This window comes from Candidatus Microthrix subdominans, assembly GCA_016719385.1.
Lineage (GTDB): Bacteria > Actinomycetota > Acidimicrobiia > Acidimicrobiales > Microtrichaceae > Microthrix > Microthrix subdominans.
Window position 1 is genome coordinate 1219665 of record JADJZA010000001.1, and the last position, 26154, is coordinate 1245818.

General features: G+C 70.0%; 21 protein-coding genes and 1 pseudogene. 15 read left to right on the forward strand and 7 right to left on the reverse strand.

All coding sequences use genetic code 11. From position 1 onward, the window contains the following. Window positions 1-155 precede the first annotated feature (155 nt). The 3 genes from IPN02_05735 to IPN02_05745 all read right to left on the reverse strand — a co-directional run bounded on the left by IPN02_05735 (window position 156) and on the right by IPN02_05745 (window position 4154). A complete protein-coding gene (locus IPN02_05735) occupies window positions 156-1322 on the reverse strand; it encodes an amidohydrolase family protein (GenBank protein MBK9296359.1) in 1167 nt (388 codons plus the stop codon). 80 nt (window positions 1323-1402) lie between these two features. After that, window positions 1403-2626 (reverse strand): hypothetical protein, encoded by a 1224-nt coding sequence (locus IPN02_05740; GenBank protein ID MBK9296360.1) that lies wholly within the window; start codon window positions 2624-2626, stop codon window positions 1403-1405. Next, complete coding sequence (locus IPN02_05745) at window positions 2619-4154, reverse strand: FAD-dependent oxidoreductase (protein ID MBK9296361.1); 1536 nt, start codon at window positions 4152-4154, stop codon at window positions 2619-2621. The genes IPN02_05740 and IPN02_05745 overlap by 8 nt, the downstream gene beginning before the upstream one ends. A gap of 164 nt (window positions 4155-4318) precedes the next feature. Here IPN02_05745 and IPN02_05750 point away from each other — a divergent pair, with 164 nt between their 5' ends. Next, the gene (locus IPN02_05750) at window positions 4319-5737 is read left to right on the forward strand and encodes a proline--tRNA ligase (protein MBK9296362.1); all 1419 of its coding nucleotides are present in this window, start codon (window positions 4319-4321) and stop codon (window positions 5735-5737) included. A gap of 14 nt (window positions 5738-5751) precedes the next feature. Here the strand turns inward: IPN02_05750 and IPN02_05755 are convergent, their stop codons facing one another. Together IPN02_05755 and IPN02_05760 are read right to left on the reverse strand one after the other, a co-directional pair. Next, window positions 5752-6117: a type II toxin-antitoxin system VapC family toxin gene (locus IPN02_05755; protein MBK9296363.1), complete on the reverse strand. Its 366-nt coding sequence runs from the start codon at window positions 6115-6117 to the stop codon at window positions 5752-5754. Continuing rightward, window positions 6114-6473, reverse strand: a complete 360-nt coding sequence (locus IPN02_05760) for an AbrB/MazE/SpoVT family DNA-binding domain-containing protein (GenBank protein ID MBK9296364.1) — start codon at window positions 6471-6473, stop codon at window positions 6114-6116. The genes IPN02_05755 and IPN02_05760 overlap by 4 nt, the downstream gene beginning before the upstream one ends. Here IPN02_05760 and IPN02_05765 point away from each other — a divergent pair. The 7 genes and pseudogenes from IPN02_05765 (at window position 6468) to truB (ending at window position 15023) form a co-directional block, all read left to right on the forward strand. Then, window positions 6468-7595: a branched-chain amino acid aminotransferase gene (locus tag IPN02_05765; protein MBK9296365.1), complete on the forward strand. Its 1128-nt coding sequence runs from the start codon at window positions 6468-6470 to the stop codon at window positions 7593-7595. The genes IPN02_05760 and IPN02_05765 overlap by 6 nt on opposite strands. 144 nt (window positions 7596-7739) lie before the next feature. Further along, window positions 7740-8321 carry a ribosome maturation factor RimP gene (locus IPN02_05770; protein MBK9296366.1) on the forward strand — a complete coding sequence of 194 codons (582 nt, stop codon included), beginning with the start codon at window positions 7740-7742 and terminating at the stop codon, window positions 8319-8321. Further along, window positions 8318-9657 (forward strand): annotated as a pseudogene (gene nusA / locus IPN02_05775) (transcription termination/antitermination protein NusA). Before IPN02_05770 ends, nusA begins: the two are co-directional and overlap by 4 nt. Window positions 9658-9928: 271 nt before the next feature. After that, window positions 9929-13117, forward strand: a complete 3189-nt coding sequence (gene infB / locus IPN02_05780) for a translation initiation factor IF-2 (GenBank protein MBK9296367.1) — start codon at window positions 9929-9931, stop codon at window positions 13115-13117. A 42-nt stretch (window positions 13118-13159) separates the two neighbouring features. Next, on the forward strand, window positions 13160-13459 hold the full coding sequence (locus tag IPN02_05785) for a DUF503 domain-containing protein (GenBank protein MBK9296368.1): 300 nt from the start codon (window positions 13160-13162) through the stop codon (window positions 13457-13459). Window positions 13460-13531: 72 nt separating this feature from the next. Beyond that, window positions 13532-13990, forward strand: a complete 459-nt coding sequence (gene rbfA, locus IPN02_05790) for a 30S ribosome-binding factor RbfA (GenBank protein ID MBK9296369.1) — start codon at window positions 13532-13534, stop codon at window positions 13988-13990. Window positions 13991-14045: 55 nt separating this feature from the next. Then, window positions 14046-15023, forward strand: coding sequence for a tRNA pseudouridine(55) synthase TruB (truB, locus tag IPN02_05795; protein MBK9296370.1), 978 nt, complete (start codon window positions 14046-14048; stop codon window positions 15021-15023). Window positions 15024-15223: 200 nt separating this feature from the next. Here truB and IPN02_05800 read toward each other — a convergent pair whose 3' ends face one another. Continuing rightward, the gene (locus tag IPN02_05800) at window positions 15224-17929 is read right to left on the reverse strand and encodes a GNAT family N-acetyltransferase (protein ID MBK9296371.1); all 2706 of its coding nucleotides are present in this window, start codon (window positions 17927-17929) and stop codon (window positions 15224-15226) included. Window positions 17930-18088: 159 nt separating this feature from the next. Between IPN02_05800 and IPN02_05805 the strand changes: the two genes are divergently transcribed. From IPN02_05805 to rpsO, 3 genes are all read left to right on the forward strand, one after another. Beyond that, the gene (locus tag IPN02_05805; protein ID MBK9296372.1) at window positions 18089-19078 is read left to right on the forward strand and encodes a bifunctional riboflavin kinase/FAD synthetase; all 990 of its coding nucleotides are present in this window, start codon (window positions 18089-18091) and stop codon (window positions 19076-19078) included. Beyond that, window positions 19071-20195, forward strand: a complete 1125-nt coding sequence (locus IPN02_05810) for an alpha/beta hydrolase (protein ID MBK9296373.1) — start codon at window positions 19071-19073, stop codon at window positions 20193-20195. The genes IPN02_05805 and IPN02_05810 overlap by 8 nt, the downstream gene beginning before the upstream one ends. Before the next feature lie 128 nt (window positions 20196-20323). Beyond that, window positions 20324-20581: a 30S ribosomal protein S15 gene (gene rpsO, locus IPN02_05815; protein MBK9296374.1), complete on the forward strand. Its 258-nt coding sequence runs from the start codon at window positions 20324-20326 to the stop codon at window positions 20579-20581. Between the two features lie 48 nt (window positions 20582-20629). Here the strand turns inward: rpsO and IPN02_05820 are convergent, their stop codons facing one another. After that, window positions 20630-20914, reverse strand: a complete 285-nt coding sequence (locus IPN02_05820) for a hypothetical protein (GenBank protein MBK9296375.1) — start codon at window positions 20912-20914, stop codon at window positions 20630-20632. 327 nt (window positions 20915-21241) lie between these two features. On the opposite strand from IPN02_05820, the gene IPN02_05825 reads away from it, so the two are divergent. The 4 genes from IPN02_05825 to IPN02_05840 all read left to right on the forward strand — a co-directional run. Further along, on the forward strand, window positions 21242-23800 hold the full coding sequence (locus tag IPN02_05825; GenBank protein ID MBK9296376.1) for a polyribonucleotide nucleotidyltransferase: 2559 nt from the start codon (window positions 21242-21244) through the stop codon (window positions 23798-23800). Further along, complete coding sequence (locus tag IPN02_05830; GenBank protein MBK9296377.1) at window positions 23781-24533, forward strand: hypothetical protein; 753 nt, start codon at window positions 23781-23783, stop codon at window positions 24531-24533. Before IPN02_05825 ends, IPN02_05830 begins: the two co-directional genes overlap by 20 nt. Continuing rightward, window positions 24520-26034, forward strand: coding sequence for a hypothetical protein (locus IPN02_05835; GenBank protein ID MBK9296378.1), 1515 nt, complete (start codon window positions 24520-24522; stop codon window positions 26032-26034). Before IPN02_05830 ends, IPN02_05835 begins: the two co-directional genes overlap by 14 nt. Continuing rightward, window positions 26031-26154, forward strand: a 124-nt coding sequence (locus IPN02_05840; GenBank protein ID MBK9296379.1) for a hypothetical protein, incomplete at its 3' end; no start/stop codon positions are given. The genes IPN02_05835 and IPN02_05840, both read left to right, overlap by 4 nt.

Consider the following 26154-nt stretch of genomic DNA (forward strand, 5'->3'; position numbering starts at 1 on the left):
ATCGAAGTCGGGAGTGGAAACGACCGTCTGGGCGCGCTTTGGGCTCCCCGGTTCGGCGTGGTTCGGGGGCCCTTCACGAAGTCGGGAGTGGAAACGACCGTCTGGGCGTGCTTTGGGCTCCCCGGTTGGGAGGTGGGGTAGAGGTGATCGCTGGGTCAGTCAGGGTCGGCGACGAACCGGTCGCCGTCAATCCAGGTGGAGCCGACGGTCCAGCTGGGCGTCCAGCGCACCAGGTCGGCCCGAGCACCCACCTCGAGGGTGCCCAGGTCGGTACGACCGATCGCCCGTGCCGGTTGGCGGGTGAACGCGTCGAGCACCCACCCGGGATCGAAGCCGGCGCCGACCAGCCCGGCGACCACCATCGCCCCGCTGTGGATGCCCCCGGCGAGCACGGAAGGGTCATCCGCCGTTGACCGGCCGGCGGCGTCGTCCCGATCGGCCGCCACCCGGGGTGCACGGTCGGTGACTCCGGTCTCGGCGACCGCATCGGTGACCAGCACGCAGCGGTCGGGCGCCGCCCGTCGGACCAGCTGGATCAGGTCGGCATGGACGTGGACGAGGTCGCCGATCAGTCCCAGCGTGAGGCGATCGTCGACCAGCGCTGCGCCGACGACGCCCGGCTCCCGCTGGTGCAGGCCCCGTTGGGCATTGCCCAGGTGGGTCACCATCGAGGCGCCCACGCCGGCGGCGTGGTGCACCTGCTCGGCGGTGGCATCGGAGTGGCCGATCGAGACGACCACGCCGGCCCGCCGGAGTGCGACGATCAGGTCGTCGGCACCCCCCAGCTCGGGGGCCAGGGTGACGATGGCGAGCGCCCCCAGGGGCAGCCGGGCTAGGGCGTCGGCGTGCCCGGGCGAGGGATCGAGACGGAAACGGCTCGGGTGTGCCCCCAGGCGGGATGGCGCGATGAACGGTCCCTCCAGGTGCACGCCGAGCAGCCGGGCACCGGTCGCAGCGCCCGCCGGGCGGTCCCGACGCTCCTCCTCGGTGGCAGCGATCTGGCCGAGCAGCCGCTCGAAGGGCCCGGTGATGAAGGTTGGCGCCACAGCGGTGACGCCGGCCGCAGCGAGCGAGCGGCGCCACGGGCCCCAGAGCGAGGGCGGGGTGGAGCCGAGGTCGATGCCCACGCCGCCGTTGCACTGCAGGTCGATCAGCCCCGGAGTGAGCGTTCCCGGTGTCGGGTCGGGCGCCCCGGCGGGGGCGTCGCCCCACCGGATCTCCCTCAGCCGGCCGTCGTCGTGGGCGACCCACACCGGCCCGTCGAGGCGACCGTCGCTTCGCAGGCCCCGCTGCGCTGCGATCCAGGCCACGGGATTGGTCATCGGAGCAACCGGATCGCCTGAGCGCCGCTGGTCACGCGAGCGAGCCGTTCGCGCGCGGTGCGCAATCGGACGCCGCCGGGTCACCCACCGGAACCAGCGCCCACGCGGTCGGCGGCAGCGGCGAGCGCAGAACGCACGTCGGCCGACCAGGCAGCGCCGCCGTCGAGGGGCGGTCGCCCGGGGCGCTGGGTGGCCTGCTCCCAGATGCGGTCCTCGACCGGGTCGAGCACCATCCTCACCTCGGCGAGCGCGTCGGGGCTGGCCTCGACCGCATCGGCCAGGCCGCCGACGACCGCCCAGGTCGCCGCGTCGCCGAGCACCTCGGGCATCCATCCAGTGCCGCAGGGCACGAAGATCGAACAACACGGCGAGCCGAGCGCAGCGACGGTGCGGGGGCGCTCCTCCCTGTCGGCAGGCAGCCAGGTGACCAAGGAGGCGGTCGTGCGTTGGTAGTCGCGCACGTGCATGCACACGCTGATGCCCGAAAAATCGTCACGGACGTCGTCGGGCGGCGCCACCACCTCGCCGTCGTTGCGGGTGCGGCCGACCGGGTCGCCCCAGGGCACGGGGCCGTGGCTGCGCAGCACCGCCACCGCGTCGGCGGGCGTGGGCGCTTCGCCGGGCGAGGCGACGAAGGCCGAGGTGCAGGCCAGGCGGTGGTCGGCCAGCTCGGTGGGCACGTCCGGGTTGCGCCGCTGCCCCCAGGTTGTGGGGTCGGCGCCTCCGCCATGGCGTTCCCAGGTGGCGTCGTCGGTCAGCCGGTTGGAGATCGCTCCGCCCCCGGGTAGTTCACGCGCCACCCAGGCCGAAGCGCTGGTCTCGAGCTGCCAGACCGTTCCCGGGTCGGCGATGAGGAACGAGGACCAGTAAGGCTCGGTGCCCGTCGCAGCGTCGTCGCCGCGCTCGCCGCCCCCGCCCTGGCCGTAGCGTTCGAGGAACCGGCCGATGAGAAACACGGCGTGGGCAGCGTCCTTGGCCCCTTCGGCGGCAAGACGCACGAGGTCCATGCCGATCAGCGCCGGTTGAGCCGAGGCCGGGTCGTCGGTGGTCCAGATCTTCTCGTTGCCGACGGCCACCCGTTGGGTGGACAGCGCGGTTTCGGCACCCCACAGCCAGTCCGGCTGGCTGAGCAGCACGCCGACCGAACCTGGGTCCTCGCCAAGCTTCAGGTACTGGGTGGGCAGCCGGTTGCCGGCGGGCCGGGGGCTCTTGTAGCGCAGCACCTGTGGCTCGGCGACGGGCCGGTCGGAGTTCTTGGCGAACAGGGTGCCGGTCGGGGTGGTCACGGCAAAGGTGTCACACATCTGTTCGCTCCGTTGGGCTGTGGTGCGGGTCGCGGCCGTGCGGGTCGCCGTCGTACCGGTGATGGGCCCCCGAAGGGGCATTCGGCTGGAGCTGGTTGGCCACCTCGGCGGCGGTGGTCCGGCCTGATTCGATGGCGCCGTCGATGTAGCCCACCCATCGGGTGGCGCATTCGCTGCCCGCCCAATGGATCGGGCCCACGGGATGGCGCAGCTCCGGGCCCCAGCGGGTCCACGCCCCCGGCGGCAGGTGGGCGCCGTAGCAGCCGCGGGTGTGGGGCTCCGCCGACCAGTCGAGGTCGACGTAGTCCTGCGGCGCCGCCGCCTTCTCGCCGAGGGCGGCCACCAGGTGGTCGACGACCATCTGACGTCGGTCCTGCTGGGAGTGGCGCCCGGCGGCGGTGGCGTGAGCGGCCTCAAAGAACCCGGTGATCACTCCCGGCCCGTCAGGCACGTGGTTCGGAGCGGTGCTGTCGAAGGTGGCGCCGACGACAGCGCCCGGGGCGATCACCTGGCCGGACAGACCGGCCGCCCGCCAAAACGGCGTCGGATAGATGACGTGGAACTTGATGACCGAGCCGCCGGGCATGTTGGCCATGAGCTGATCGCGGGCGGGCGGCAACGTCGGATCGAAGGCGATGCGCTGGGCGACGGTCGGCGGTACGGCGACGATCACCCGGCGGGCACGCAGCCATTCGATCCTGGCTCCGGTGGAGCCCCCTGGGCCCATGGTGCCGCCAAGGTCAGAGCCGACGGCGGCCGGAGCGCGGCGCTGGACGGTGACGGTGACTCCGTCGTTGTCCCTGTCCCAATCGAGGCCGAGCACCTCGCTGTCGAGCTGCACCCCTCCGGGGAGTTGCTCGGCCAGCCTCCGGGCCAGCGGTTCGAGCCCGCCGACGATCCGACGCTCCTGGGCGCCGCCCGTGGTGTCGGTCAGCGCGCTCCACCCGCCGGCTGCGGCCACGTAGTGGGCCACGTGCAACAGCGACAGGTCGGCGGAGGTGGCGGCGAACACCGCTTGAACGCCCACCTCGAACAGTTCGGTCGCAGCGCCAGGCACACCCCGGCCGTCGATCCAGGTGGCCAGCGTCTGGCGGTCCAACGCAGCGGCCTTCGGGGCCTGCCAAGGTGCGTCGGTCGGAACGGTGTCCGCCAGCGCCTCAAGGGCGGCGACCAGCTCGAGGTAGCCGAGCAGCTCCTCTTTGGCGAAGGCCAGTGCCGGGCTGGCCACCCGCACGACGGTGCCGGCCCGTACGACGACATCGTCGCCGTCGTCGTACTGCGGGTAGGTGTCGACGCCCAGCTCGTCGGCCAGGGCGGCGATGCGGCTCTGCCCCGGCCCGATCCACTGCCCGCCCAGGTCGAGGGTCACCCCCGATCGCTCGACGGTGTGGGTGCGTCCGCCCACCCGGTTGCGCGCTTCGAGCACGACGACCTTCAAGCCCGCGCCTGCCAGCGCCCGGGCGGCGCTCAGCCCGGCGAACCCGGCCCCGACAACGATCACGTCGGCGTCAGCGTCGGCATCGGTCATAGGGCGATCGCAGCAACGACGGCTGCCATGCCGGCCGATCGGTCGGCGCTGTCGAATTCACTCACGAACACCCCCTCGGCTCGGTCGTCCACCAGTGTCGCGCCCCGACGCTCGCCATTCTGCCGAATCGGCTCGGGGCCGACGGCTGCGCCTACGATCGACGCGTGGCTCCCAAGCGTGTACTCACCCCCCAGGCCGACGATTTCCCCCGCTGGTACCAGGACGTCATCGGTCGGGCCGAGCTGGCCGAGAACGGTCCGGTGCGAGGCACGATGGTAATCCGCCCCTACGCCTATGCGATCTGGGAGCACATGCAGGCCGAGGTGGATCGCCGCCTCAAGGCCACCGGTGCCGAGAACGCCTACTTCCCGCTGTTCATCCCCGAGGAATACCTCGCCCGCGAGGCCGACCACGTCGAGGGTTTCAGTCCCGAGCTGGCGGTCGTCACCCACGCCGGGGGTAACGAGCTGGAGCACCCGGTGGTGGTGCGGCCCACGTCCGAGACGGTCTTCGGCGAGTTCATGTCCAAGTGGATCCAGAGCCACCGCGACCTGCCGATGCTGCTCAACCAGTGGAGCAACGTGGTCCGCTGGGAAAAGCGGCCCCGCATCTTCCTGCGCACCAGCGAGTTCCTGTGGCAGGAGGGCCACACCGCTCACGCCACGCAGGAGGAGGCCAACCGCTACGCGGTGCGCATCCTTCACGAGGTGTACGCCGACTTCATGGAGGAGTACCTGGCCATCCCGGTGTTCCGCGGTCGCAAGATCCCCCAGGAGCGCTTCCCCGGGGCGACCAATACCCTCACGGTCGAGGCGATGATGCGCGACGGCAAGGCGTTGCAGATGGGCACCAGCCACGAGCTGGGCCAGAACTTTGCCAAGGCGTTCGACATCTCCTTCCAGGGCGCCGACGGCGCCAACGCGATGGCGTGGACCACCTCCTGGGGCGTGTCGACCCGCATGATGGGCGGGCTGATCATGGCGCACGGCGACGACGCCGGCCTGCGGGTGCCGCCCAAGGTGGCCGGAACCCAGGTGGTGGTGATGGTGGTGCGCGAGGACGACGCCGGTCGGGTGGGCGACGCCGCCCGCTACCTGGCCGGCGACCTGGTCGGTGCGGGCATCCGCTGCAAGGTCGACGACAACACCGACACCGGCTTCGGTCGGCGGGCAACCGCTTGGGAGCTGAAGGGTGTGCCGGTGCGCATCGAGATGGGGCCGCGCGACCTCGATGAGGGCGTGGCCGTGGTGGTGCGGCGCGACACCGGCGAGAAGACCCCGGTGCCCAGCGGTGAGGTGGCCGGCCGGGTGGCCGAGCTGCTCGATGAGATCCAGGCCTCGCTCTTCGCCGAGGCGTTGGCATTCCGCGACGCCAACACCGTCGACGTGTCCACGGTCGGCGAGGCAATCGAGGCGGGTGCGACCGGCTTCGCCCGGCTGCCGTGGAACGCGATCGGTGACGCCGGGGTCGATGAGTTGGGCGAGCACGCCATCACCGTTCGGTGCCTGCTCGCAGCCGATGGGGGAGTGGCCGAGAGCGACGACGGGGACGGCCTGATCGCCGTCGTCGGCCGCAGCTACTGACGCGAGCGCCTACCTCACCTGATCTGGACAATGCGACCGCCGGTTCCCCATTCGGCGTCGGCGGTGAGGACCGGACCATCCTTCCGTTCGCCGAGTGCCAGGCAGAGCCGATCACCGAGTGACAGGCCCTCGCCGGGTTGCCATCGGCTGGCGGCCCATTCGGCGTCCTCGATCGTCACCGGTTCGACGGTGATCGAATAGCTCTCCAGCAGCGCCCGGGCAAGAGTCCAATTGCGCTGCTTGCCCAAGACCTTCTGTGCAGTCTCCGACCAGTTGGCCGCCCCGCAGGTGACGCCGCGCTCCAAGGCGGCCTCCACCACGTCGGCGCCTGGCTCGCCCTGCAAGAAGGCAAGCAGCGCCGAAGCATCGACCACGCTCACGGAGCGTCGTCCTCGCCATCGGCAAGGGTGCGCCGTTCGGACAGGAGGTCCGAAACCAGATCCAACCCGGCCAAATCCGCTCGAACTCGGGCCTGGAGCTGCTTTCGGGTGAGGAGCACGATCCCCTCGTGGGTGTCGAGCAGGACCAATGGTGTTCCTTCGCTGAGTCCACGACGTGTGCGCACGTCGGCGGGTACCACCAGACGACCCCGATCTCCCATCGTTACATTGTTCGTCCCACTCACGGACTCAAGGTACCACGGGAGAGATCTGTCTGGTAGGGGCTGCTTCGTCCGGGACGGGCTCGGAGCGAAGCCCGTTGACCGGGTGGTGGGCGCGAAGATGGAGGCGTGCATCCCCTCGTTCGTGTTGGCCAGTCCGATCCCCGACCCGCTGCCGAGCGTCAGGCGATCCTCGACGCCCCGGTGTTCGGCGAGGCCTTCACCGACCACATGGTGCTGATGCGCTGGACTGCCACCGGGCAAGCTGCGGGGGAGTGGGGGCCGATCGAGTTGCGTCCGTTCGGCCCGCTGTCGCTCAGCCCGGCAACGTTGGCGCTGCACTACGGCCAGTCGATCTTCGAGGCGTTCAAGGCTTTTACGCAGGCCGACGGATCGGTCGGGGTGTTTCGGATCGAGCGCAACGCCGCCCGCATGAACCAGAGCGCCCGTCGGCTGGCCATGCCGACGCTGCCCGACGGGGCCTTCGAGACGTCGTGCGAAGCGCTCATCGACGCCGACCGGGCGTGGGTGCCGACAGCGGATGGTTCGGCGCTGTACGTGCGGCCGTTCCTCTTCGCCGCCGAGGCCCACCTGTCGGTGCGCCCGGCCGAGGAGTACCTCTATGCGGTGATTGCCTCGCCCGTCGCTTCCTACTTCGGCCCGGTGCTGGGGGCGATCAGCGTGGCGGTGGAGTCGAGCGACGTGCGGGCGACGCCCGGCGGCACCGGTGCGGTGAAGTTCGCCGGCAACTACGCCGCCGGGTTCGCCGCCCATGGCCGGGCGTCGGCGGCGGGCGGCGACCAGGTGTTGTGGCTCGACGCTGTCGAGCACCGCTGGGTGGAGGAGCTCAACGCCATGAACGCCATGTTCGTCTGGCAGCGCAACGGTCGCACCGTGCTGAGCACACCACCGCTGTCGGGCACGATCCTCGAGGGTGTCACCCGTGACTCGCTGCTCGAGCTGGCCCGCCAACAGGGCGGTGACATCGGCATCGACGAGGTGCTGGAGGAGCCGACGTCGATCGAGGCCGTGCGGGCGGGGATCGAGGCGGGAGAGCTGCGCGAGATGTTCGCCTGCGGCACCGCGGCGGTGATCGTGCCGGTCGGCCGGCTGATCGACGGTGACGTCGCGCGCACGGTGGGCGATGGCGAGCCGGGCGCAACGACGATGGCCCTGCGCAGCGCCCTGCTCGACATCCAATACGGCCGTGCGACCGACACTCGCGGCTGGATGCGCACGATCGAACCGGTTGGCTGAGGGGCGTCGGCCCGCTTCTGGCGGTCTGTACTACGATGATTGGAGCTTGAGTCGCCTGAGTGGGGCGTGGGCCGCTGGCCCACGCCACTTCTTTGTCCGGCACTCGCTCACAACCGACGCAAGAACAACCACAGGGAGGTGCCGATGCTCGACGATGCAAAGTTGACCGAGATCATCGGGCCCGTGGTGGAAGCGTCGGGCCTGACCCTCTATGACGCCGAGTTTCGGGGCTCGTCGCTGCTCGTCATGGTCGACGGCGCCGAGGGCGCCAACCTCGACCAGGTGGCCTCGGTGAGCCGTGCGATCGCACGTCACCTCGACGAGGCGGACCCGATCCCCGGGAGCTATACCCTCGAGGTGTCCACCCCGGGGCTCGAGCGCAGGCTGCGCCGACCCGACCACTTCCGGGGAGCGATCGGCGAGACGGTGAAGATCAAGCTGAACCCGGGAGCACCGGGGGAGCGGCGGGCCGACGGTGAGCTGATCGCCGCCGACGACACCACCGCCACCGTCCGCACCGGCGACGGCAGCGAGCGAGCGGTGGCGTACGCCGACATCGACCGTGCCCGCACCCAGTTTGAGTGGGGCCCCGCCCCCAAGCCGGGCAAGGGGTCCAAACCAGGTAAGGCCCCCAAGAAGGGCCCGGCCAAGAAGCAGGGCTCCGCCAAGCCCGCAACGACCACCTCGGGTGACGACACCCCGACCGAAGGACACAGCCAGCCATGAACCTCGCCATGATGGACGCGCTGGGAGAGCTTGCCGCTCACAAGGGCATCTCGACCGAAACCCTCCTGACCGTGCTGGCCGACGCCATCGACGCGGCCTATAAGAAGATGCCGGGCGCCGAGGAGTTCGCCTGGACCGAGATCGACGCCGAGACCGGCGAGATTCGGGTCTGGGCCCAGGAGCTGGGCGAGGATTACGAGTTGCTCGGCGAGCCCTACGACGTCACCCCATCCGACATGGGCCGCATCGCTGCCCAGGCGGCCAAGCAGGTGATGAACCAGCGCATTCGTGAGACCGAGCGCGAGATGAAGTACGAGGAGTACGCCGGCCGCGAGGGTGGCATCGTCACCGGCATCGTGCAGCAGACCGACAGCCGCTACACGCTGCTCGACCTGGGTCGTGTCGAGGCGCTGATGCCCCAGAGCGAGCAGGTACCCCACGAGCGTGCCCACGCCGGCGACCGGGTGAAGGCCTACATCGTTGAGGTGCGCATGACGGCCAAGGGCCCCAGATCGTGGTCAGCCGCACCCACCCCGGCCTGATCCGTCGTCTCTTCGAGATGGAGGTGCCCGAGATCGAGGACGGCATCGTCGAGATCAAGGCATGCGCCCGCGAACCGGGTCAGCGCACCAAGATCGCCGTGTGGTCGAACGACCCCAACATCGATCCGGTCGGCGCCTGCGTCGGCGCTCGCGGCGCCCGGGTGCGCCAGGTGGTCAACGAGCTACGCGGCGAGAAGATCGACATCGTGCCGTTCTCCGACGATGAGATCGAGTTCGTGGCCAAGGCGCTGCAACCGGCCCGGGTGCGCGAGGTGCGCATCCACCGCGACCTGGGCACCGCCGAGGTGATCGTTCCCGACTTCCAGCTGAGCCTGGCGATCGGCAAGGAGGGCCAGAATGCCCGCCTGGCCCACCGCCTGACCGGTCTGCGCATCGACATCCGCTCGGAGACCGAGGACGCCCAGGCCGACTACCAGCCCTACGAAGAGGGTGCCGACTATGCCGACGGCGAATGGGTGGTCGACCCCGAGTCCGGTGAGCAGATGTGGCAGCCGGCAGATGGCTCCGCACCGCTGAGCCTCGAGGACTGGAACAAGCTGACCGACGCCGCCGCCGGTGATGAGGCTGCGGGTGAGGCCACTGCCGACGAGGCAGCCGGTGAGGAATCGCCAATCGCCGAGGCCTCGGGCGACGAGGCCACCGACACCGCTGAGGTCGACGCATCTGCCTCGACCGAGGATGGTGGTGCCGCCGAGCAGGCGGCCGAGGTCGAGCCCGATGAGTCGAACGAAGCGATCTCCGATGAGGCGGCCGACGCCGACGAGGCCACCTAGTACGTCAGCCGTTCGGCACGGAACTCTCGCACGCGCGAGACTGGACCGTCGGCCCAGCACCGGACGCGTCAGCGCACGACCACGAACCGCCCCCCGGCCGGCACCAGCACGGCTCGGTCGTCGGATATCGATGGTTCCGCCTGGCGACAACTCCACCGCCTACCGCACATCGCAACCCAACGGTAGGCCACAGACACAGCATTCAGCGCTCAGCACTTAGAGCAACAGCGCTCAGCACAGCAACCACATCACGCGAAGTACAGGGATCACCTTGGCAGCAAAGAAAATTCGGGTCTTCGAACTGGCCCGAGAGCTCGGAATGACCAACAAAGAGGTCTTGGAGCTCTCCGAAAACCTGGGCGTCGGCGTGAAGAGCCACAGCTCCGGCATGATCGAGGCCCAAGCCGACCGCGTGCGCCGTAAGGCTGAGCGCGAGGGCCTGACCAGGGACGAACAGCCCGAGGAGCCGGCCAAGGCGCCACCGAAGAAGAAGGCACCCGCCAAGAAGGCGCCGACGAAGGCGCCCGCCTCGCAGAAGCCCATGCGCGCCACCGGCAAGGCGGCCACCGAGAGCGCCAAGCCGATGCGCGCCACCGGTAAGGCGATGGATTCGAATCCTGTCCCGGTGGCCCAGGCGCCACAGGAGACCCAGGAACCGGTCCCCGAGCCCACCGCCCCGTTCGACTCGGGCGGCTCCCAGCCAGGAGAGGGCGCGCCGTCAACCAAGCCGCGTCCGAAGATGCCGCCGCCCCCTCCGGGTTCGCGACGCACCATCTCCTCGCGCGATCGGGCCCGCGCCATGCACGTCGAGGCCCAGTCGGTGTCCGCGGCGGCAACGCCGGACACGACCAAGCCCCAACAGCCCCGGTCCGCCGATCGGCCGATGCGCGCCACCGGCAAGGTGGTCACCCCTCCGGCCGGCCATGCGCTGGACAAGCAACAGATCGAGGCCAAGCAGGCCGAGGTGGATCAGACTGAAGCGCAGGCCGCTGAAGCGCAGGCCACCGAAGCGAAGGCCGTCGAGGCCGAGGCGCCCACCGTCGATACGGCACCGACCGCCCCCGAGCAGGCTGAAACACCCGCCCAACCCGAAGCCGTCGAGCCCGCCGTGGCCCAGCCTGCGCCCGCCGAGCCGACCGCTACCGAGCCCGTCGCCGAGGCGGCGTCCGCTGCAGCCGCTCCAAGCGAAGCCGCCGAAGCAGTGGCACAGGTTGAGGCCAGTCCCGCCACCGAAGGCGCTGCGCCGACCGAGGACGCAACCGAGACCCCCGACGAATCCGCCGGCGGCGAGTCGGCCGGGCCGACCAGCCTTTCTGGCAAGGCGATCCCGCCGCCCCCTGGCCCGCCAAAGTCGGCCAGCGGCAAGCCGATTCCTCCGCCCCCCGGCATGGGTGGCCGCATGCCTGCGCCCACCCGCGCCGGTCGGCCCGGTGCCGGCCCACGCGTCGGACGCCCAGCCGGTGGCCCCGGCGGCGCCCGCCCCGGCGGCGGTGGTGGACCGATGCCTCCCGGTGGCGGCTTCCCGCCCCGTCCGGGTGGTGGACCTCCGGGTCGTGGCCGTCCAGGTGGCCCCGCCGGCCCGCAGCGCCGACGCAAGAGCCGTCGCCGTCGCAACCGCGAAGAGTTGCAGCCGATGGACGCCCCCAGCTACACGCCCGATGACGCGGCGGTTCCCGAGGGTGTAATCGTCGTCGAGCGGTTGTCGCCGCCCCAGGACCTGGGTCCCAAGCTCAACCGCACCGCCGCCGACGTCGTCCGCTTTCTCATGCAGCAGGGCGAGATGGTGACCGCCACGCAGTCGCTGACCGACGACATGATCGAGCTGTTCGCCGCCGAGATCGGCGCCGAGGTTCGTTTGGTCGATCCCGGTGAGGAGCAAGAGGTCGAGCTGGTGCGCCAGCTGGACGTGCCCGAGGACGAGGTTGACCACGACGAGCTGCCAGAGCGCCCACCCGTGATCACGGTGATGGGTCACGTCGACCACGGCAAGACCAAGCTGCTCGACCGCATCCGCAACGCCAAGGTCGGCGAGGGCGAGGCCGGTGGCATCACCCAGCACATCGGCGCCTACCAGGCGATGCACGACGGCCGGGTGCTGACCTTCATCGACACCCCGGGCCACGAGGCCTTCACCACGATGCGTTCACGCGGGGCGCAGGCCACCGACGTGGTCGTGCTGGTGGTGGCGGCCGACGACGGCGTCATGCCCCAGACGATCGAGGCGATCGCCCACGCCCGGGCGGCCGAGGTGCCGATCGTGGTGGCGGTCAACAAGATCGACCGCGAGTCGGCCGACCCCAACCGGGTGCTCACGCAGCTCTCCGAGCACGGGCTGGTCCCCGAGGCGTGGGGTGGCGACACGGTCTGCGTCGAGGTGTCGGCCCTTCAGGGTCTGGGCATCGACGACCTCCTGGACTACCTCCTGGTCGTCGCCGACGTGGAAGACCTGCGGGCGACGCCCGACGGTCGGGCCACCGGCGTGGTTCTCGAGGCCAACCTGGACATCGGGCGTGGCCCGGTGGCCACGGTGCTCGTGCAGCGAGGCACGCTCAAGGTGGGCGATCCGATGGTGGCCGGTCCGGCGTTCGGCAAGGTGCGAGCGCTGATCAACGATCACGGCGAGCAGGTCGACGAGGCTGGTCCGTCAACACCGGTGCAGGTCCTCGGCCTCTCCGACGTGGCCCAGTCGGGCGACAACTTCGTCGTCGCCCCCGACGAGCGCAAGGCCAAGGCGGTCGGCGCCACCCGTGAGCGCTGGCAGCGTGAGATTCAGCGCAGCCGGGACGCGTCGGCGCTGGCCGGTGGGGCCAAGCTGGAGGACATCTTCAAGGAGATCCAGGCCGGCGAGACCGCCACCCTGAACGTGATCGTCAAGGCCGACGTGCACGGCTCGCTCGAAGCGGTCACCGAGAGCCTCCAGAAGCTGGAGCGTGACGAGGTGAAGGTGGCCGTGCTGCTCCGCAGCGTCGGCGGCATCACCAAGAGCGACGTGCAGCTCGCCGCCGCCTCCAACGCACTCATCCTGGGCTTCAATGTCCGCCCGGATCGCAAGATCAGGGAGATGGCCGACGAGTCCGGCGTGGAGATCCGCACGTACGAGATCATCTACAAGCTGCTCGAGGACATCGAGGCGGCCATGGTCGGCATGCTCGCACCCGAATACGAGGAGGTCGTCACCGGCGACGCCGAGGTTCGGGAGGTGTTCCGGGTGCCCAAGATCGGTGCCGTCGCCGGCTGCCAGGTGCTCAACGGTGTCATCAAGCGGGGATCGTTGGTTCGGTTCCTGCGTGAAGGCACGATCATCTGGACCGGAGAGGTCTCGTCGCTGCGTCGCTTCAAGGAGGACGTGCGCGAGGTGGCCGCCGGCTTCGAGTGCGGTGTCGGCCTGTCGGACTTCCAGGACCTCAAGGATGGCGACATCATCGAGACCTATGAGCTGCGGGAGATCCCCCGTACCTAATGCGTCGGCGGTTGCGTCCGGGGACGGGAACGAGCGCTCCTGATGGCTGAGCTCCACGTCCTCGCGGCGCGGTTCGACCTTCGGGTGGGCGGCGCGGCGTCGCTCAAGGCCAAGCGAATCGCACTACGCCCCATCCTGGACCGCCTGGCCAACCGCCGGGAGATCTCGGTGGCCGAGATCGATCACCAGGACTCCTGGCAGCTCGCCAGCCTGGGGTTGGCGGTCGTGGCGACCACACCGGGCCGCTGCGAGGAGGCGATGGACTCGGCCGAGCGGCTGATCTGGTCCCGTCCCGAGATCGAGGTCCTCGACGTCACCAATTGGTGGCTGGAAACCGACTGAGCCCAACGGATCACCGGCGGTCCACACCGCTGTGGGTGGGTGACCTCATACCAAGAGCGCGAGGATGGCACGATGAGCAGACGAGACACTTCGCGTGGCCGGGCGACCGGACCGGGCCGTCCCTTCGCCCGCACCGATCGGATCGGCGAGCTGGTGCGCGAGCTGGTAGCCGAGGAACTCGAGCGGATCGCCGACGAGCGGCTGGAGCTGGTGACGATCACCAGTGCCGACGTCGACGGCGACTTGGCCCGCGCCCGGGTGTACTACTCGGCGGTGCTCGCCACCGAGGAGGGCCGCTCCGCCGAGGTGGCCGAGGCGCTGGAGCAGCTGCGCTGGCCGATCCAACAGGTGATCAACCGCAGCGTGCGGGCCCGAAAGACCCCTCAGATCAGCTTCGTTCGCGATACCTCGATCGAGGCCGGCTTGCGCATCGAGGCGGTGCTGGCCGGCCTGGACCCGCCGTCGGATCAGCCGTTCGACGAATCGGTGTATCGGGTCGACGAACCTGCCGACGACGCCGAGGCCCAGTGATCGGAAGCCGAGTGATCGGCAGCTCGGTGAGCGCGGCCTCGATACGGGCGGCCCGATGAGTCGAAAGTCCCGCCGTCGCGACGGGCCGACCGGGTTTCTGCTGGTGGACAAGGGTGCCGGGCTGACCTCCCACGATGTGGTCGCTCGGCTCCGCAAGCGCTTCGACACCCCGGCTGTTGGCCATGCGGGGACCCTCGACCCCGACGCCACCGGCCTGTTGCTCATCGGCGTCGGCAAGGCAACGCGTCTCTTGACGTTTCTGGTCGGGCTGCCCAAAACCTACGAGGCGATGATCGTCTTCGGTGCGTCCACCTCCACCCAGGATGCTGCCGGGGAGGTTACCGGCACCTTTGATATGTCGGGAATGACCCCCGATGCCGTGGCTCGAGCGGCCCGAGAAATGGAAGGGGACAGCGAGCAGATCCCCCCGATGGTCTCGGCAGTGCGCATCGATGGCAAGCGCCTCCACGAGCTGGCTCGGGAGGGTAAGGAGGTGGAGCGACCGCCCCGCCCGATTCGGGTCGACCGCTTCGACATCTCCTTGGCCTCGGGCAGCGAGGTCGGAGACCAGACCTGGATCGGTGGCGTGGCGCCGGCCGTGACTGCGGGTTCCGAGGACACGCCGCCGATGTATTGCGCCACCGTCGAGTGCTCGTCGGGCACCTATGTGCGTACCCTTGCCCACGACCTGGGCATCGCCCTGGGCGGCGGAGCGCACCTGGCTTCGCTGAGGCGCACCCGGGTGGGGGAGTACTCGGTGGCCGACGCTCTCGGCTGGGAGGCTGCGCCGCTGCGCAGCGCAGCCGAGGCGGTCGCCCACCTGGACTCGCTCAGCCCGGACGCCGATGCGCTGGCCAGGGTGCGCCATGGTCAGGTGCTTCCGCGCGAGGTCCTGGGGGCCGCCCCGGACGATCCGGGCCCGTGGGCCGTGTACGGCCCCGCCGATCAATCGGGCACCGCACCGGTGGTGGCGATCTACGTTGATCACAAGGGTTCGACGCTCAAGCCCGAGGTGGTTCTGGTCGTCGAGTGACCGGGTTGGGCCTAGCGTGAGTCGACCTGGTTCGACACACGGTCCGACTCGGGTCGTTGGTCTCATTCATAGGTCGCTCCCCCCAGATGGATCTTTTTCCATCAGGGGCGCTCGTCCTGACAATTGGCGAAGATTCCACCCCGAGGAACCGGCCGGTGACGAGTGTCACGAACCGTGCGGTCAGGGCTGACGTGCCACCCTCAGGTGAGAGCTGATGCCCCCGGTGAGCGGGCGTCGCTGGCTTCCGGCTCGAAGTCGAGCCGGCGGGCGGCCAGGTCTTCGGCGGGAGGCTCGGCCAGTTCGACGACCACGTCGGCCAGGGTAACGCCGTGGATGCCGGCGATGATCGGGTTGGCGGTCAGCGCTGCGATCTCGGGGGCGGCTTCCATCAGGGCGCACATGCGCGCAAGGAGGTCCACCAGCTCCTCGGTTCCGGTGATGCGTCCCAGCTGGCGTCCGACGTCGGTGCCTCCGACCAGCATCGCCAGGTCGGTGCGCGACGCGGGCAGAACGCCCAGCGACGCGTCGTCCTCGTTGGCGAACACACCTCCGACGCCGATGGTCACCGTCGTCACGCCCTGGCGTCGACGGAACGTGACCCCGACGTCGACGCCGCGATCGATCATCCGCTGGACGACCAGCGGCATGGCCCCGTCGCCGAAGCGCTCGACCAGGCGGGTGGCGGCATCGTCGACCGACTTGGCGTCGTAGAGGTCGAGCGACACTCCGCCGGCCTCTGACCGCAACACCCGGTCACGAGTGGCGCCCTTGACCGTCACCGGGTAGCCCAGCTCTTCGGCGGCGGCCGAGGCATCCTCGGCGCTTTCCACCACCACGCGGGGCGCGATCGGCACACCGGCAGCGGCGAGCAGCGGTTCCTCGGTGCCCAGCGGCAGGGCGCCCTCCCCGTGCTGGTCGAGCATCGTCCGGGCCAGCTCGTCCGGCCCGACCCCGTCGGTCACCGGGTCGAGCATGGCGTCCTGATCGTCGAGGCTCTGTCTGGTGTGGGTCCAAGCCCAGTACCCGGCCAGGCGGCCCAGCGCCCGGGCTGCAGGTTCGGGAAACTCATACACCGGCACGACGGTCGAGCCACGCCGTAACTCGTCGACATCGGCGGCGTCGAAGTTGCACACGGTGATCACCCGCTCGGGGTGGGCAACGGCTGCGTCGAGGATCACGTCGTTGACCGCCGGGTTCGGGCGCAGCTCGGGCGGAGCATGCACGATCAGTACCGAGGCGGAACGCTCGTCGGCGAGCACCTCCTCGAGGGCAACCCGATAGTCCTCGGCATCCGCCCGCCAGGACAGGCGGGGGCCGGGCAGCACGGTGAGGCCGGCGGACGCACACTCGCCGACGGCGAGGTCGACCGCCCCGCCGGAGTTGCCGACCACGGTCACGCCGATGCCCTGGGGGACTCCCTGGGCGGAGAGCAGGCGGCCGACGTCGAGCAGTTGGTGCAGCGTGCCGACGCGGACGATGCCGGTTTGGCGGAAGACGGCCTTGGCGATGCGCTGGCGCAGGCGGGCCTCCGGGTCGGGCGCTTGGCCCAGGCCGGTGCTCGGCGATGCGCTGAGCGACGATCCGGCGGCGACGGCGATCACCGGCTTGGCGGCGGTGAGCGCCCTCGCCGAGCGTACGAAGCGTTCGATTCGCCCGAAGCTTTCCAGGTACAACAGCACGCCCTTGGTGCGAGGTTCGTCGTACCAGTAGCGCAGCAGGTCCGACGCTCCGATGTCCGCCCGGTTGCCTGCGGCGACGAACGAGCTGAGGCCGAGCCCCACCCGGCGGGTGCGGTCGATGATCGCTGCGGCGAGCGTCCCCGATTGGGCGAGGATGCCGATATCGCCCTCCATGGGCGCGGTCGGTGCGAACGTGGCGTGGAGGCGAACCTCTGGGTCGGTGTTGACCAGGCCCAGGCAGTTGGGGCCGAGCACGCGGACGCCGCCGCGTCGGGCGGTGGCGACGACCTCGGCCTCGACCGCAGCGCCCTCGGGGCCGGCCTCGGAGAAGCCGGCGGTGAGGATGACCACGGCCCGTACGTGTTTGCGAACGCACAGCTCGATCGACTCGACCACCCGCTCCGCCGGGGTGGCGATCACCGCCAGGTCGACGTCGGCCGGGATGTCGAGCAGGCTGGGAAAGGCGGGCAGGCCGCAGACGACATGGGCCCGCTCGTTGACCGCCCAGACCGTGCCGGCGAAGCGCTGGGCGAGCAGGTTGTACACCACCTCGTGGCCGAGCGTGCCCGGGGTGGAACCGGCGCCGACCACCGCGACGCTGGAGGGGGTGAACAGGCGACGCACCGAGGCTGCCGAAGCGGTCGCCTCGCGACGTTCGCGAGCCGCCTCGGCCTCCGGGGTGGGGTGGAGTTCGAAGGACACCTCGATGACGCCATCGGCGAACTGTCGGCTGACCTCAAAGCCGGCCGATGAGAACACGATGAGCATCTTGGTGTTGTCGGGGAGGACCGACGCGGTGAAGCGTGCCAGGCCCCGCTCGCGCGCCGCGGCAACCAGGTATTCGAGGAACACGCTGGCCAGGCCCCGCTGAGCGTGGGCGTCGTCGATGAAGAACGCCACCTCGGCCACCGGCTGTTCGCCCCACCGCTCGTAGCGTCCGACGCCGATCAACTCGTCGCCCAGTAACGCCACGAAGGCGACCCGGTCGACGTAGTCGAGCTGTGTGAGGTGGATCAGGTCCTTCTCCGACAGCCTTGGTCGGGCGGAGAAGTACCGGTAGTAGATGCTCTCGGCGGACTGGCGCTGGTGGAAGGCGGTCAGACGCTCGGCATCGCTGGGTACGATCGGGCGCACATGCACCGTGCCGCCGTCGCGCAGGACGACGTCGGCCTCCCATCCGGGCGGATAGGGCCTGGTCGGCTGGTCGGTCTCGTCGGGCTCGGGCACCCTCCGATCGTAGGGCGGACCGACCCCCTCGGGTGTCGTTTCATGTCGCAGTCGTCGTCGAGCGTCCGCACGCCGTACGGTAAAGGGGTGCTGATCTTCGGCGATGGCGCCCCCGGTCCGAGCGACCCCACGGCTGTGCGCCCGTTCGCGGAGCCCTCGATGGGATCCGCCGCGAAATGGTTGCGGGACGGGGCCGCGGTGACGATCGGCGCCTACGACGGCGTCCACCTGGGGCACCGGGCGGTCATCGCCAAGCTGACCTCGACGGCGCAACGACGCGGCCTGGCGTCGGTCGTCGTCACCTTCGAGCCTCACCCGGCCGCCGTGCTGCGGCCCGAGTCGGCGCCGAGACGCCTGTGCGACCTCGAAACCAAGCTCGAACTGCTGGCCGACACCGGGGTCGATGCGGTCTACGTGATCGGTTTCGACGCCGAGCGGGCCCAGGAGGCACCCGAGCATTTCATCAAGCGCTTGCTCGTCGATGAACTGTCGACCCGGCTGGTGATCGTCGGCAGCGACTTCCGGTTCGGGCACCGGCGCGGCGGCGATGTCACCATGCTCGAGGAGGCCGGCAGCGAACTGGGCTTCGACGTCGAGGGGCTGGCGCTTGTCGGCATGGACGGCCGCCCGGTGCGGGTCGAGGAGCAGGTCAGCTCGACCGCGATCCGGCGGGCATTGACCGAGGGCCGCCTCGAGGCGGCCAACGCCATGCTGGGCCGCCCCCACGAGCTGCGGGGGGTCGTGGTCGAGGGCGACCGCCGGGGTCGGACCTGGGGGTTTCCCACCGCCAACGTGGCGGTCCCATCGGACATGTTGTTGCCTGAGCCAGGGATCTGCGCAGGGCGGGTGGTGCGAAGCGACGGCTCGTTGCTCGATGCCGCGATCTACCTGGGTAACCGCCCCACCGTCTACGGCGACGGTGGGGAGGTCGTGTTGGAGGCACACGCGCTCGACTGGGAGGGCGACCTGTACGGCGAAGCGGTGGCAGTGCGCTTCACCGACCGAATTCGTGGCGACGCGGCTTTCGACACGTTCGACGAGCTGGTGGAACAGATCCGGCGGGACTGCGACGAGGCGCGGCGCGTGTTGGCAGCGTCGCCCGACAGGCCAGGGTCGGAGCGAGTGGAAGGTGGTGGTCACCGTGGTTGACCAGCTGATCAAGGACCTGCCGGGCGACGACGAGGTCATCGATCCGCTCATCGGGCCGAGCGCCCCCGATGCCCCGGCGATCGGGCTGGGCAGAACGCCTCGATTGGCCCGCCACCGCATCCATCTCGACGATGGCCACGAGGTGGGCATCACGCTGGCGGGCAAGGGCATTCCCCTCGTCGTCATCCATGGCTTCACCGCCGAGGGGTTCCTCTACGCCCAAACCCTGTCGCGGCTGTGCGGCATGGGGTTTCGCGTGATCGCCATCGACATCGCAGGGCACGGGGGCACGGCCGGTCTCCCCGAGGACGGCCTCAACATCGGGGCATACTCGGCGTTGGTCGGCCGGGTTCTCGACAAGCTGGGCGTGCGGCACTGCCTGCTGGCCGGTCACTCGATGGGCGGCCGCTTGGTCACCCAGCTGGCGGCCAACCAGCCCGACCGGGTGCTGGGCGTTGTGCTGGTCGATGCCATCGTCGGCGACACCTGGGACCGCATGGTGTATCTGTTTCGGGTGTGGCCGCCGTTGCTCGGCGCGGTCGGGATCATGTTGTTGGTCGACTCGATGCTGATCCCGCCGCTGACGCGCAACCCGACCCAGGCGATGAAGCTGCTGCGCTTGTCCACCCCGACGATGGCCGGTCACCTGATCCGTCCGTGGCGGCTGCTCGGCCCGATGGCCTCGATCCTGCGCACCCGGTCGAGCCGCTACGCCCTCGACGCTGCGGCGGATGCGGGCACGCCGTTCTACATTCTCCACGGCGATCGGGACATCGCAGTGCCGCACCGAACCAGTGAGGACGCGGCCCGACGGGTCGGCGCCGACCTGATCACGGTGGAAAAGGCCGGACACTCCTGGTTGTTGACCGACCCGGAGACGCTGCCGGCGATCATCGCCGAGCTGCTGCAGGGCGAACTCGGCGACGATCTGCGGGCGGCGTTCGTGGCGCTGGGGGTGGGGGAGGACCCGGACCTGACAGCGATCGAATCGGTTTGTTACGACCCGGGGGCGGCGGTCTTCGACCTGGCGCTGCCCGAAGAGGTCGAGTATGCCGGGGCGTCGGTCGCACGATCCGAACCCGCCTTCCGTTGGCACCGCGACGACGAAACCGGGTAGCGTCGCCCGTCCGCCGGGAATCCCCGGCACCCGCGTCCCGCGCGGAGCCCCGGTGATCGGGGCACCCTCAGGGAGGCCGGGCCCTACGCCCACACCGGAGCACCATGACCAACCACGTTCCCACCAACATGCCGCCCAAGGGCGACATCATCGCCAAGCATGCCCGTGACGCATCCGACACGGGCTCGCCCGAGGTGCAGATCGCGCTGCTGACCGCGCGGATCACGCACCTCACCGAGCACCTCCGCTCGCACAAGCGCGATCACCACACCCGCCGGGGCCTGCTGCAGATGGTCGGCCGCCGCCGTCGTCTGCTCAACTACCTGAAGAACACCGACATCGAGCGCTACCGTGCGCTGATCGCCGAGCTGGGGCTCCGCCGCTGATTCGAGCGGCGACTGCGTCGATCAGTCGCTGAATCGGTCAGCCGCCGGTCACCCGGCGGCGTCGATCAACACATCCGAGCAGGCCGCCAGTGCGTCGGCATCGGTGCCGTTCGGCTGGTAGGCCTCGTCGTCGACATGGTCGACGATCTCGCTCACCTCGCCCCCGGTTGCGCGGTAGAGGCAGGCGGCGTAGTTGCGTGCGACGACCGCCCCGACTTCGGTGCCGATGCGCGAGTCGGTGATCACCGCCTCGAAATCGCTTTGGGACAGATCGCCCGACGAACCGCACGCGACCATGGGGACGATTGCGATCGCCGCGACGATCGCCGCCAACCGAGGCTGCGCACGGCGGGTCGGCGATCCGGTGGGGGGCCCACCACGTTGGTTCATGGCGGTCGAGCGTACCCGGTGAAGCCGCCGGGGCCGCCGGTCGACTACGATGGGCCGTTCACGAACGCGGTTGAGTTCAGCCGCCAGTTGCCGCCCCCCGAATACGCAGCCCACTTCGGTGGCCCGCCAGCGTCCAGCGAACAGCTGAGCTGTCCGGCCGTCTTGACAGCAGGGATGTTCGGGGGTCGACAACTGACTGCTGGCCTCTCCGCTCCAACCGGTGCGCATTGACGCGACGCTGTCGCCGCGCACCTCATCAAGGAGAACTACATGGTCACAACGCCAATTGAGGGCGCACTGCGCGTCCGCGCCACGGTCGCCGACGATCCCGCCGGTGACAAAGAGGTCACGATGGAGGCCGGTCGCCTGGCGTCCCTCGCCGACGGCTCCGTGCTCGTCGGCCTGGGTGACACCCGGGTGCTGGTCACCGCCACCGCTTCCCGCCGGGTCCGCGAGGGCGCCGACTTCTTCCCGCTCACCGTCGACATCGAAGAGCGCTCGTACGCCGCCGGAAAGATCCCCGGCTCCTTCTTCCGTCGTGAGGGGCGGGCCTCCGAGGCCGCCATCCTCACCGACCGTCTGATCGACCGGCCGCTGCGCCCGTCGTTCCCGAGCACCTTCCGCAACGAGGTCCACGTCGTCGGCCTCGTCCTCGGCGCCGACCAGGAGAACCCCTACGACGTGCTGGCGCTCAACGGCGCCTCCGCAGCGCTCATGCTGTCCGGCATCCCCTTCGAGGGTCCGGTCGGCGCGGTGCGCCTGTCCTACTCGGCCGATGGTGAGTGGCTGCCCCACCCAACCTACGCCGAGAGCGATGCCGGTTCCTTCGACATGGTCGTGGCCGGGCGTCAGCTGGACGGTTCCGATGGTGAGCCCGGCGACATCGCCGTCATGATGGTGGAAGCCGGCGGCACCGAGGGTGCCTGGGAGCTCTACGAAGAGGGCGCCCCCAAGGTCGACGAGGAGGCGCTTGCCGCCGGCCTCGAGGCCTCCAAGGCCCACATCGCCGCCATGATCGATCTGCAGCGCCAGCTGGTCGAGGTGCACCACGAGACCCACGGCACCCCCGAGCCGATCGCTTGGGTGCCGCAGGTGGATTACACCCCGGAGGTGGCCGACGCCGTCGCCGCCGCTGCGGGTGACCGCATCTCGGAGACCGCTGCGATCGCCGACAAGGCCGAGCGCACCGCCGCAGAGGCCGCACTGCGTGACGATCTGGTCGCCCAGGTTGCCGGCGCCGCCGATGAGGCCGAGCGTGGCTCGGTCGAGAAGCAGGCCAAGGCCGCCTTCCGCGCCGCCACCAAGGAGGCGGTGCGCAGCCGCATCGTCAACGAGGGTGCCCGCATCGACGGTCGTGGCCCCGCCGACCTTCGCCCGTTGTCCTCCGAGGTGGGCGTCATTCCCACAGCGCACGGCACCGGCCTGTTCCAGCGTGGCGAGACCCAGGTGATGAACATCACCACGCTGGGCATCGGCCGCATGGACCAGATGATCGATGGCATCGATCCGGTCACCAAGAAGCGCTACATGCACCACTACAACTTTCCGCCGTTCTCCACCGGCGAGCCTGGCTTCATGCGTGGCCCGAAGCGCCGCGAGATCGGCCACGGCGCCCTGGCCGAGAAGGCGGTGTTCCCGCTCGTGCCCTCGATGGCCGAGTTCCCCTACACGATCCGGCTGGTGTCCGAGGTGCTGTCGTCCAACGGCTCCACCTCGATGGCGTCGGTCTGCGCCTCAAGCCTGTCGCTGATGGACGCCGGTGTGCCCCTGCGGGCGCCGGTGGCCGGCATTGCGATGGGCCTGGTGTACGCCGACGGCAAGTACACCACCCTCACCGACATCCTCGGCGCCGAGGATGCCTTCGGCGACATGGACTTCAAGGTGGCCGGTACGGCCGAGTTCGTCACCGCGCTGCAGCTCGACACCAAGATCGAGGGCATCCCGGCCGACGTGCTGATCGACGCCCTCAACCAGGCCAAGGACGCCCGTATGGCGATCCTCGACAACATGACCGCCGCCCTGCCGGCGCCTCGCCCCGAGGTGAACGAGACGGCGCCGAAGATCATCAGCTTCGAGATCCCCGCCGACAAGATCGGTGAGGTCATCGGCCCCAAGGGCAAGGTGATCAACTCGATCCAAGGCGAGACCGGAGCCGACATCTCCGTCGACGACGACGGCATGGTGGGCATCGTGTCCGTCTCCGCCGTCGACGGCGGCGCGGTTGCCGAGGCCGAGCGTCAGATCCGTCTGATCCTCGACCCACCAACCCCCGAGGTGAACGCCGAGTACACCGGCAAGGTGGTGTCGATCACCAAGTTCGGCGCCTTCATCAACATCCTCCCCGGGCGCGACGGCCTGTTGCACATCTCCAAGATCGGTGGCGGCAAGCGCATCGACAAGGTGGAGGATGTGCTCGAGCTCGGCCAGGACCTCCAGGTCTATGTCGAGGACATCGACCCCAACGGCAAGGTGTCGCTGCGCATGGTGGGCGATACCAAGTCGGATTCCGCGGGCAAGGGCTCCGGCAGCCGCAGTTCCGCAGAGCGCGGTGATTCCCCAAAAGCTGATGCCCCTCCCCGGGGCCGCTCGAGCGCTACGACGTCGTCTGCCACCGGTAGCGATGCCAGCACGGCTGACGATGCTCGAGACTCGGAGGACACCGGCTCGGAGAACACCGGAACCGAGCGCCCCCAGCGGGCGCCCGAGTTTGCCCCGGTGCTCGAAGCCAAGCTGACCGAGACCTACGGCGACCTTGGGCCCGAGCCCGCACCGCGCAATGCGGGTGGGGGTCGTCGCGGCGGGAGCCGCGGTGGCCGACGCGGCCGCTAGCCAGCCGCAGGTTTCTGACGCGGGTCACGACGACGCGCCGCAGCGGCGATCGCCCCTTTTGGGGCGGTCGCCGCTGCGCGTCATCTTCCGGGTGGCCCAGGTCACCCTGTTGTTGTGGGCGGCCGTCGTGCTCGTCGAGCGCTACAACGCCACGTCGACCCAGTCGGTCGACGCTTCCTCCCAGCCGGCCGACCTGGTCTTGGGCGACGAGGTGGTTGCCGACGCCTTCGACCGGGGCGACGGACCACTGGGCGGCGACTGGCAGGTCGTCACCGGCAACTGGGTGATCGCCGACGGGTCCGCCCAGATCGTTGAGGACCCGGCCGGCGCGTTGGTGCCCGCTCTGGCGGTGACCGACGTGCCCGCCGCCGAACGCCTGGTGATCCAGATGACGATCGACTCGCCCAAGGACGGGGTGGGCGTGGTCTACGGCTACACAGGACCCGGCGAGTTCAACCGGATCGGCTTCAACCCGACCTTTGCTGCGGTGGGCGTCGAGCAGATCCGCAACGGCGGGGCCGAGACGATCGGTCGGTTCGGGCCGGTGGGCATCCCGGCGACCTACGAGGTCAGCCTGGAGTTCGCACGCGATGAACTGCAGCTGTGGGTGGGCAACCAGGTGGTCGGCCAGGTGGCCCTCGACGGCGCCGGGGCGCCACGGTCGTTTGGGCTGTCGTCGGCGGCGGGCTCGCCCGCCAAGTTTGATGACGTGCGGGTCTATGTCGGCCCGTAGCCGGCTGGGATCGGGTGAGCGCAGTGCCCGCACCCCGCTGCCGGCACGAGCCCTGTGGTGGATCCTGGCCATCTGGCTGGCTTCGCTGGGATTTCGGGTGGTGTACCTGACGGTGATCAACCCCGACCAGCCGCTCACCGGCGACGGCCTCTACTACCACCTGCTGGGCAACCGGCTTGCCGACGGCGATGGGTTCTCATCGCCGACGGGCCTGGGGGTCGCCGAGGAGATAGCCGACCATCCGCCCGGCTATCCGGCCATGTTGAGCCTGGCCAGCCGTGTGGGGCTGGACTCGCGCGACGAGCACCGCCTGGTCTCCGCCCTTGTCGGTTCGTTGGCCATACCGTTCCTGGGGCTGGCCGGGGGGCGGCTGGCCGCTGCCCGACGCCGCGGCCCGCCGCCGGCCCCACGGGTGGTGGCGTGGGCGGCGATCGCCGCAGCGTCGCTGGCTGCACTCGACGTCAACATGTGGGTCTGGGACCCGCTCATCCTCGCCGAGCCGTTGGTGCTGGCGGCGGTTGCCGCCTGGTTGTACGGCGCCCTCGCCTACGACGACGATCCGTCGTGGGGCTCGGCGCTGGGCCTGGGCCTGGCCTTTGGCATCGCCGCTGCCACCCGGTCGGAGTTGTTGGTGGCGGTGCTGGTGATTCCGGTGCTGTTGTACCGACGCCGGCGCCAGCTGAGCTGGGGTCGTTTTGTGGCCCACGGAGCGGCCATGGCAGCCGGGCTGGTGCTGTTTCTCGGGCCATGGGTGTGGAGCAACCTGCACCGGTTCGAAGAACCGGTGGTGATGACGACCGGCCTGGGCACGACGATGGTTCAGGGCAACTGCACCCCCGGGTTCTATGGGCCCTACACCGGCTACTCCGACTTCGCCTGCTTCGACCGGACCCGCAGCGTGGTCACCCCCGAAATGGATGCCTCCCAGCGCGACGTGCTCGGGCGCGAGATCGCCACCGACTACATCGGCCGCAACCTCGGTCGTTTACCGGTGGTGGCGGTGGCCAGGGTGGCCCGCACGTTCGGGTTCTTCCGGCCGGTCCAGCAGAGCGGCATCATCGAGGGTGTCGAGCTGCGAGGCCCGCACTGGGTGGTTTGGGGCGGGCTGATCAGCTGGCAGCTGCTGTTGCCCCTCGGCGTGGCCGGCGTGGTGCTCGCCCGTCGTGAGGGGCGTCTGATCGCCCCCGTGGTGGCGGTGACCGGAGCGGTGGTGTTCGCGGTGGCGCTCACCCAGGGCGCCGACCGCTACCGCATGGCCCTCGAGCCGCTGTTGATCGCCTACGCCGGCTTTGCGATCGCCCTCAGCCTGGCGGTGGTCGGCCGTTCGACCCCGGCGCTGGCCGACACGGGGCCGGGACGGTGGCTGCGAAAGTGGTCGCCCCGGCCTGAAGCCCAAGTTTCCGAGTCGCAGCCGCCCGGCGACCCGTCGCCCGGGGCGGACGATCAGTCGTCCGAGCGGACGGCTGTAGCCTCGTCCCCATCAGCGACAAGTCAACCGTGATCAACCTGGCTGTGCGAGTGGTCGGTGCCGACCGGCCGGGGATCACCGCCGATCTGATGTCGACGCTCGCCGCCCTCGGCGCGGAACTGCAGGACGTCGAACAGGTGTTGGTGCGCCAGC

Excerpts from the sequence above, each read along its gene's own strand:
- IPN02_05745 (MBK9296361.1), bottom strand. The coding sequence starts at position 4,154 with ATGACCGATGCCGACGCTGACGCCGACGTGATCGTTGTCGGGGCCGGG.
- truB (MBK9296370.1), top strand. The coding sequence starts at position 14,046 with ATGAGTCGAAAGTCCCGCCGTCGCGACGGGCCGACCGGGTTTCTGCTG.
- IPN02_05805 (MBK9296372.1), top strand. The coding sequence starts at position 18,089 with ATGGGATCCGCCGCGAAATGGTTGCGGGACGGGGCCGCGGTGACGATC.
- rpsO (MBK9296374.1), top strand. The coding sequence starts at position 20,324 with ATGCCGCCCAAGGGCGACATCATCGCCAAGCATGCCCGTGACGCATCC.
- IPN02_05760 (MBK9296364.1), bottom strand. The coding sequence starts at position 6,473 with ATGCACGCCTCCATCTTCGCGCCCACCACCCGGTCAACGGGCTTCGCT.
- IPN02_05740 (MBK9296360.1), bottom strand. The coding sequence starts at position 2,626 with ATGTGTGACACCTTTGCCGTGACCACCCCGACCGGCACCCTGTTCGCC.
- IPN02_05835 (MBK9296378.1), top strand. The coding sequence starts at position 24,520 with ATGTCGGCCCGTAGCCGGCTGGGATCGGGTGAGCGCAGTGCCCGCACC.
- IPN02_05825 (MBK9296376.1), top strand. The coding sequence starts at position 21,242 with ATGGTCACAACGCCAATTGAGGGCGCACTGCGCGTCCGCGCCACGGTC.
- IPN02_05770 (MBK9296366.1), top strand. The coding sequence starts at position 7,740 with ATGCTCGACGATGCAAAGTTGACCGAGATCATCGGGCCCGTGGTGGAA.
- IPN02_05735 (MBK9296359.1), bottom strand. The coding sequence starts at position 1,322 with ATGACCAATCCCGTGGCCTGGATCGCAGCGCAGCGGGGCCTGCGAAGC.
- IPN02_05785 (MBK9296368.1), top strand. The coding sequence starts at position 13,160 with ATGGCTGAGCTCCACGTCCTCGCGGCGCGGTTCGACCTTCGGGTGGGC.
- rbfA (MBK9296369.1), top strand. The coding sequence starts at position 13,532 with ATGAGCAGACGAGACACTTCGCGTGGCCGGGCGACCGGACCGGGCCGT.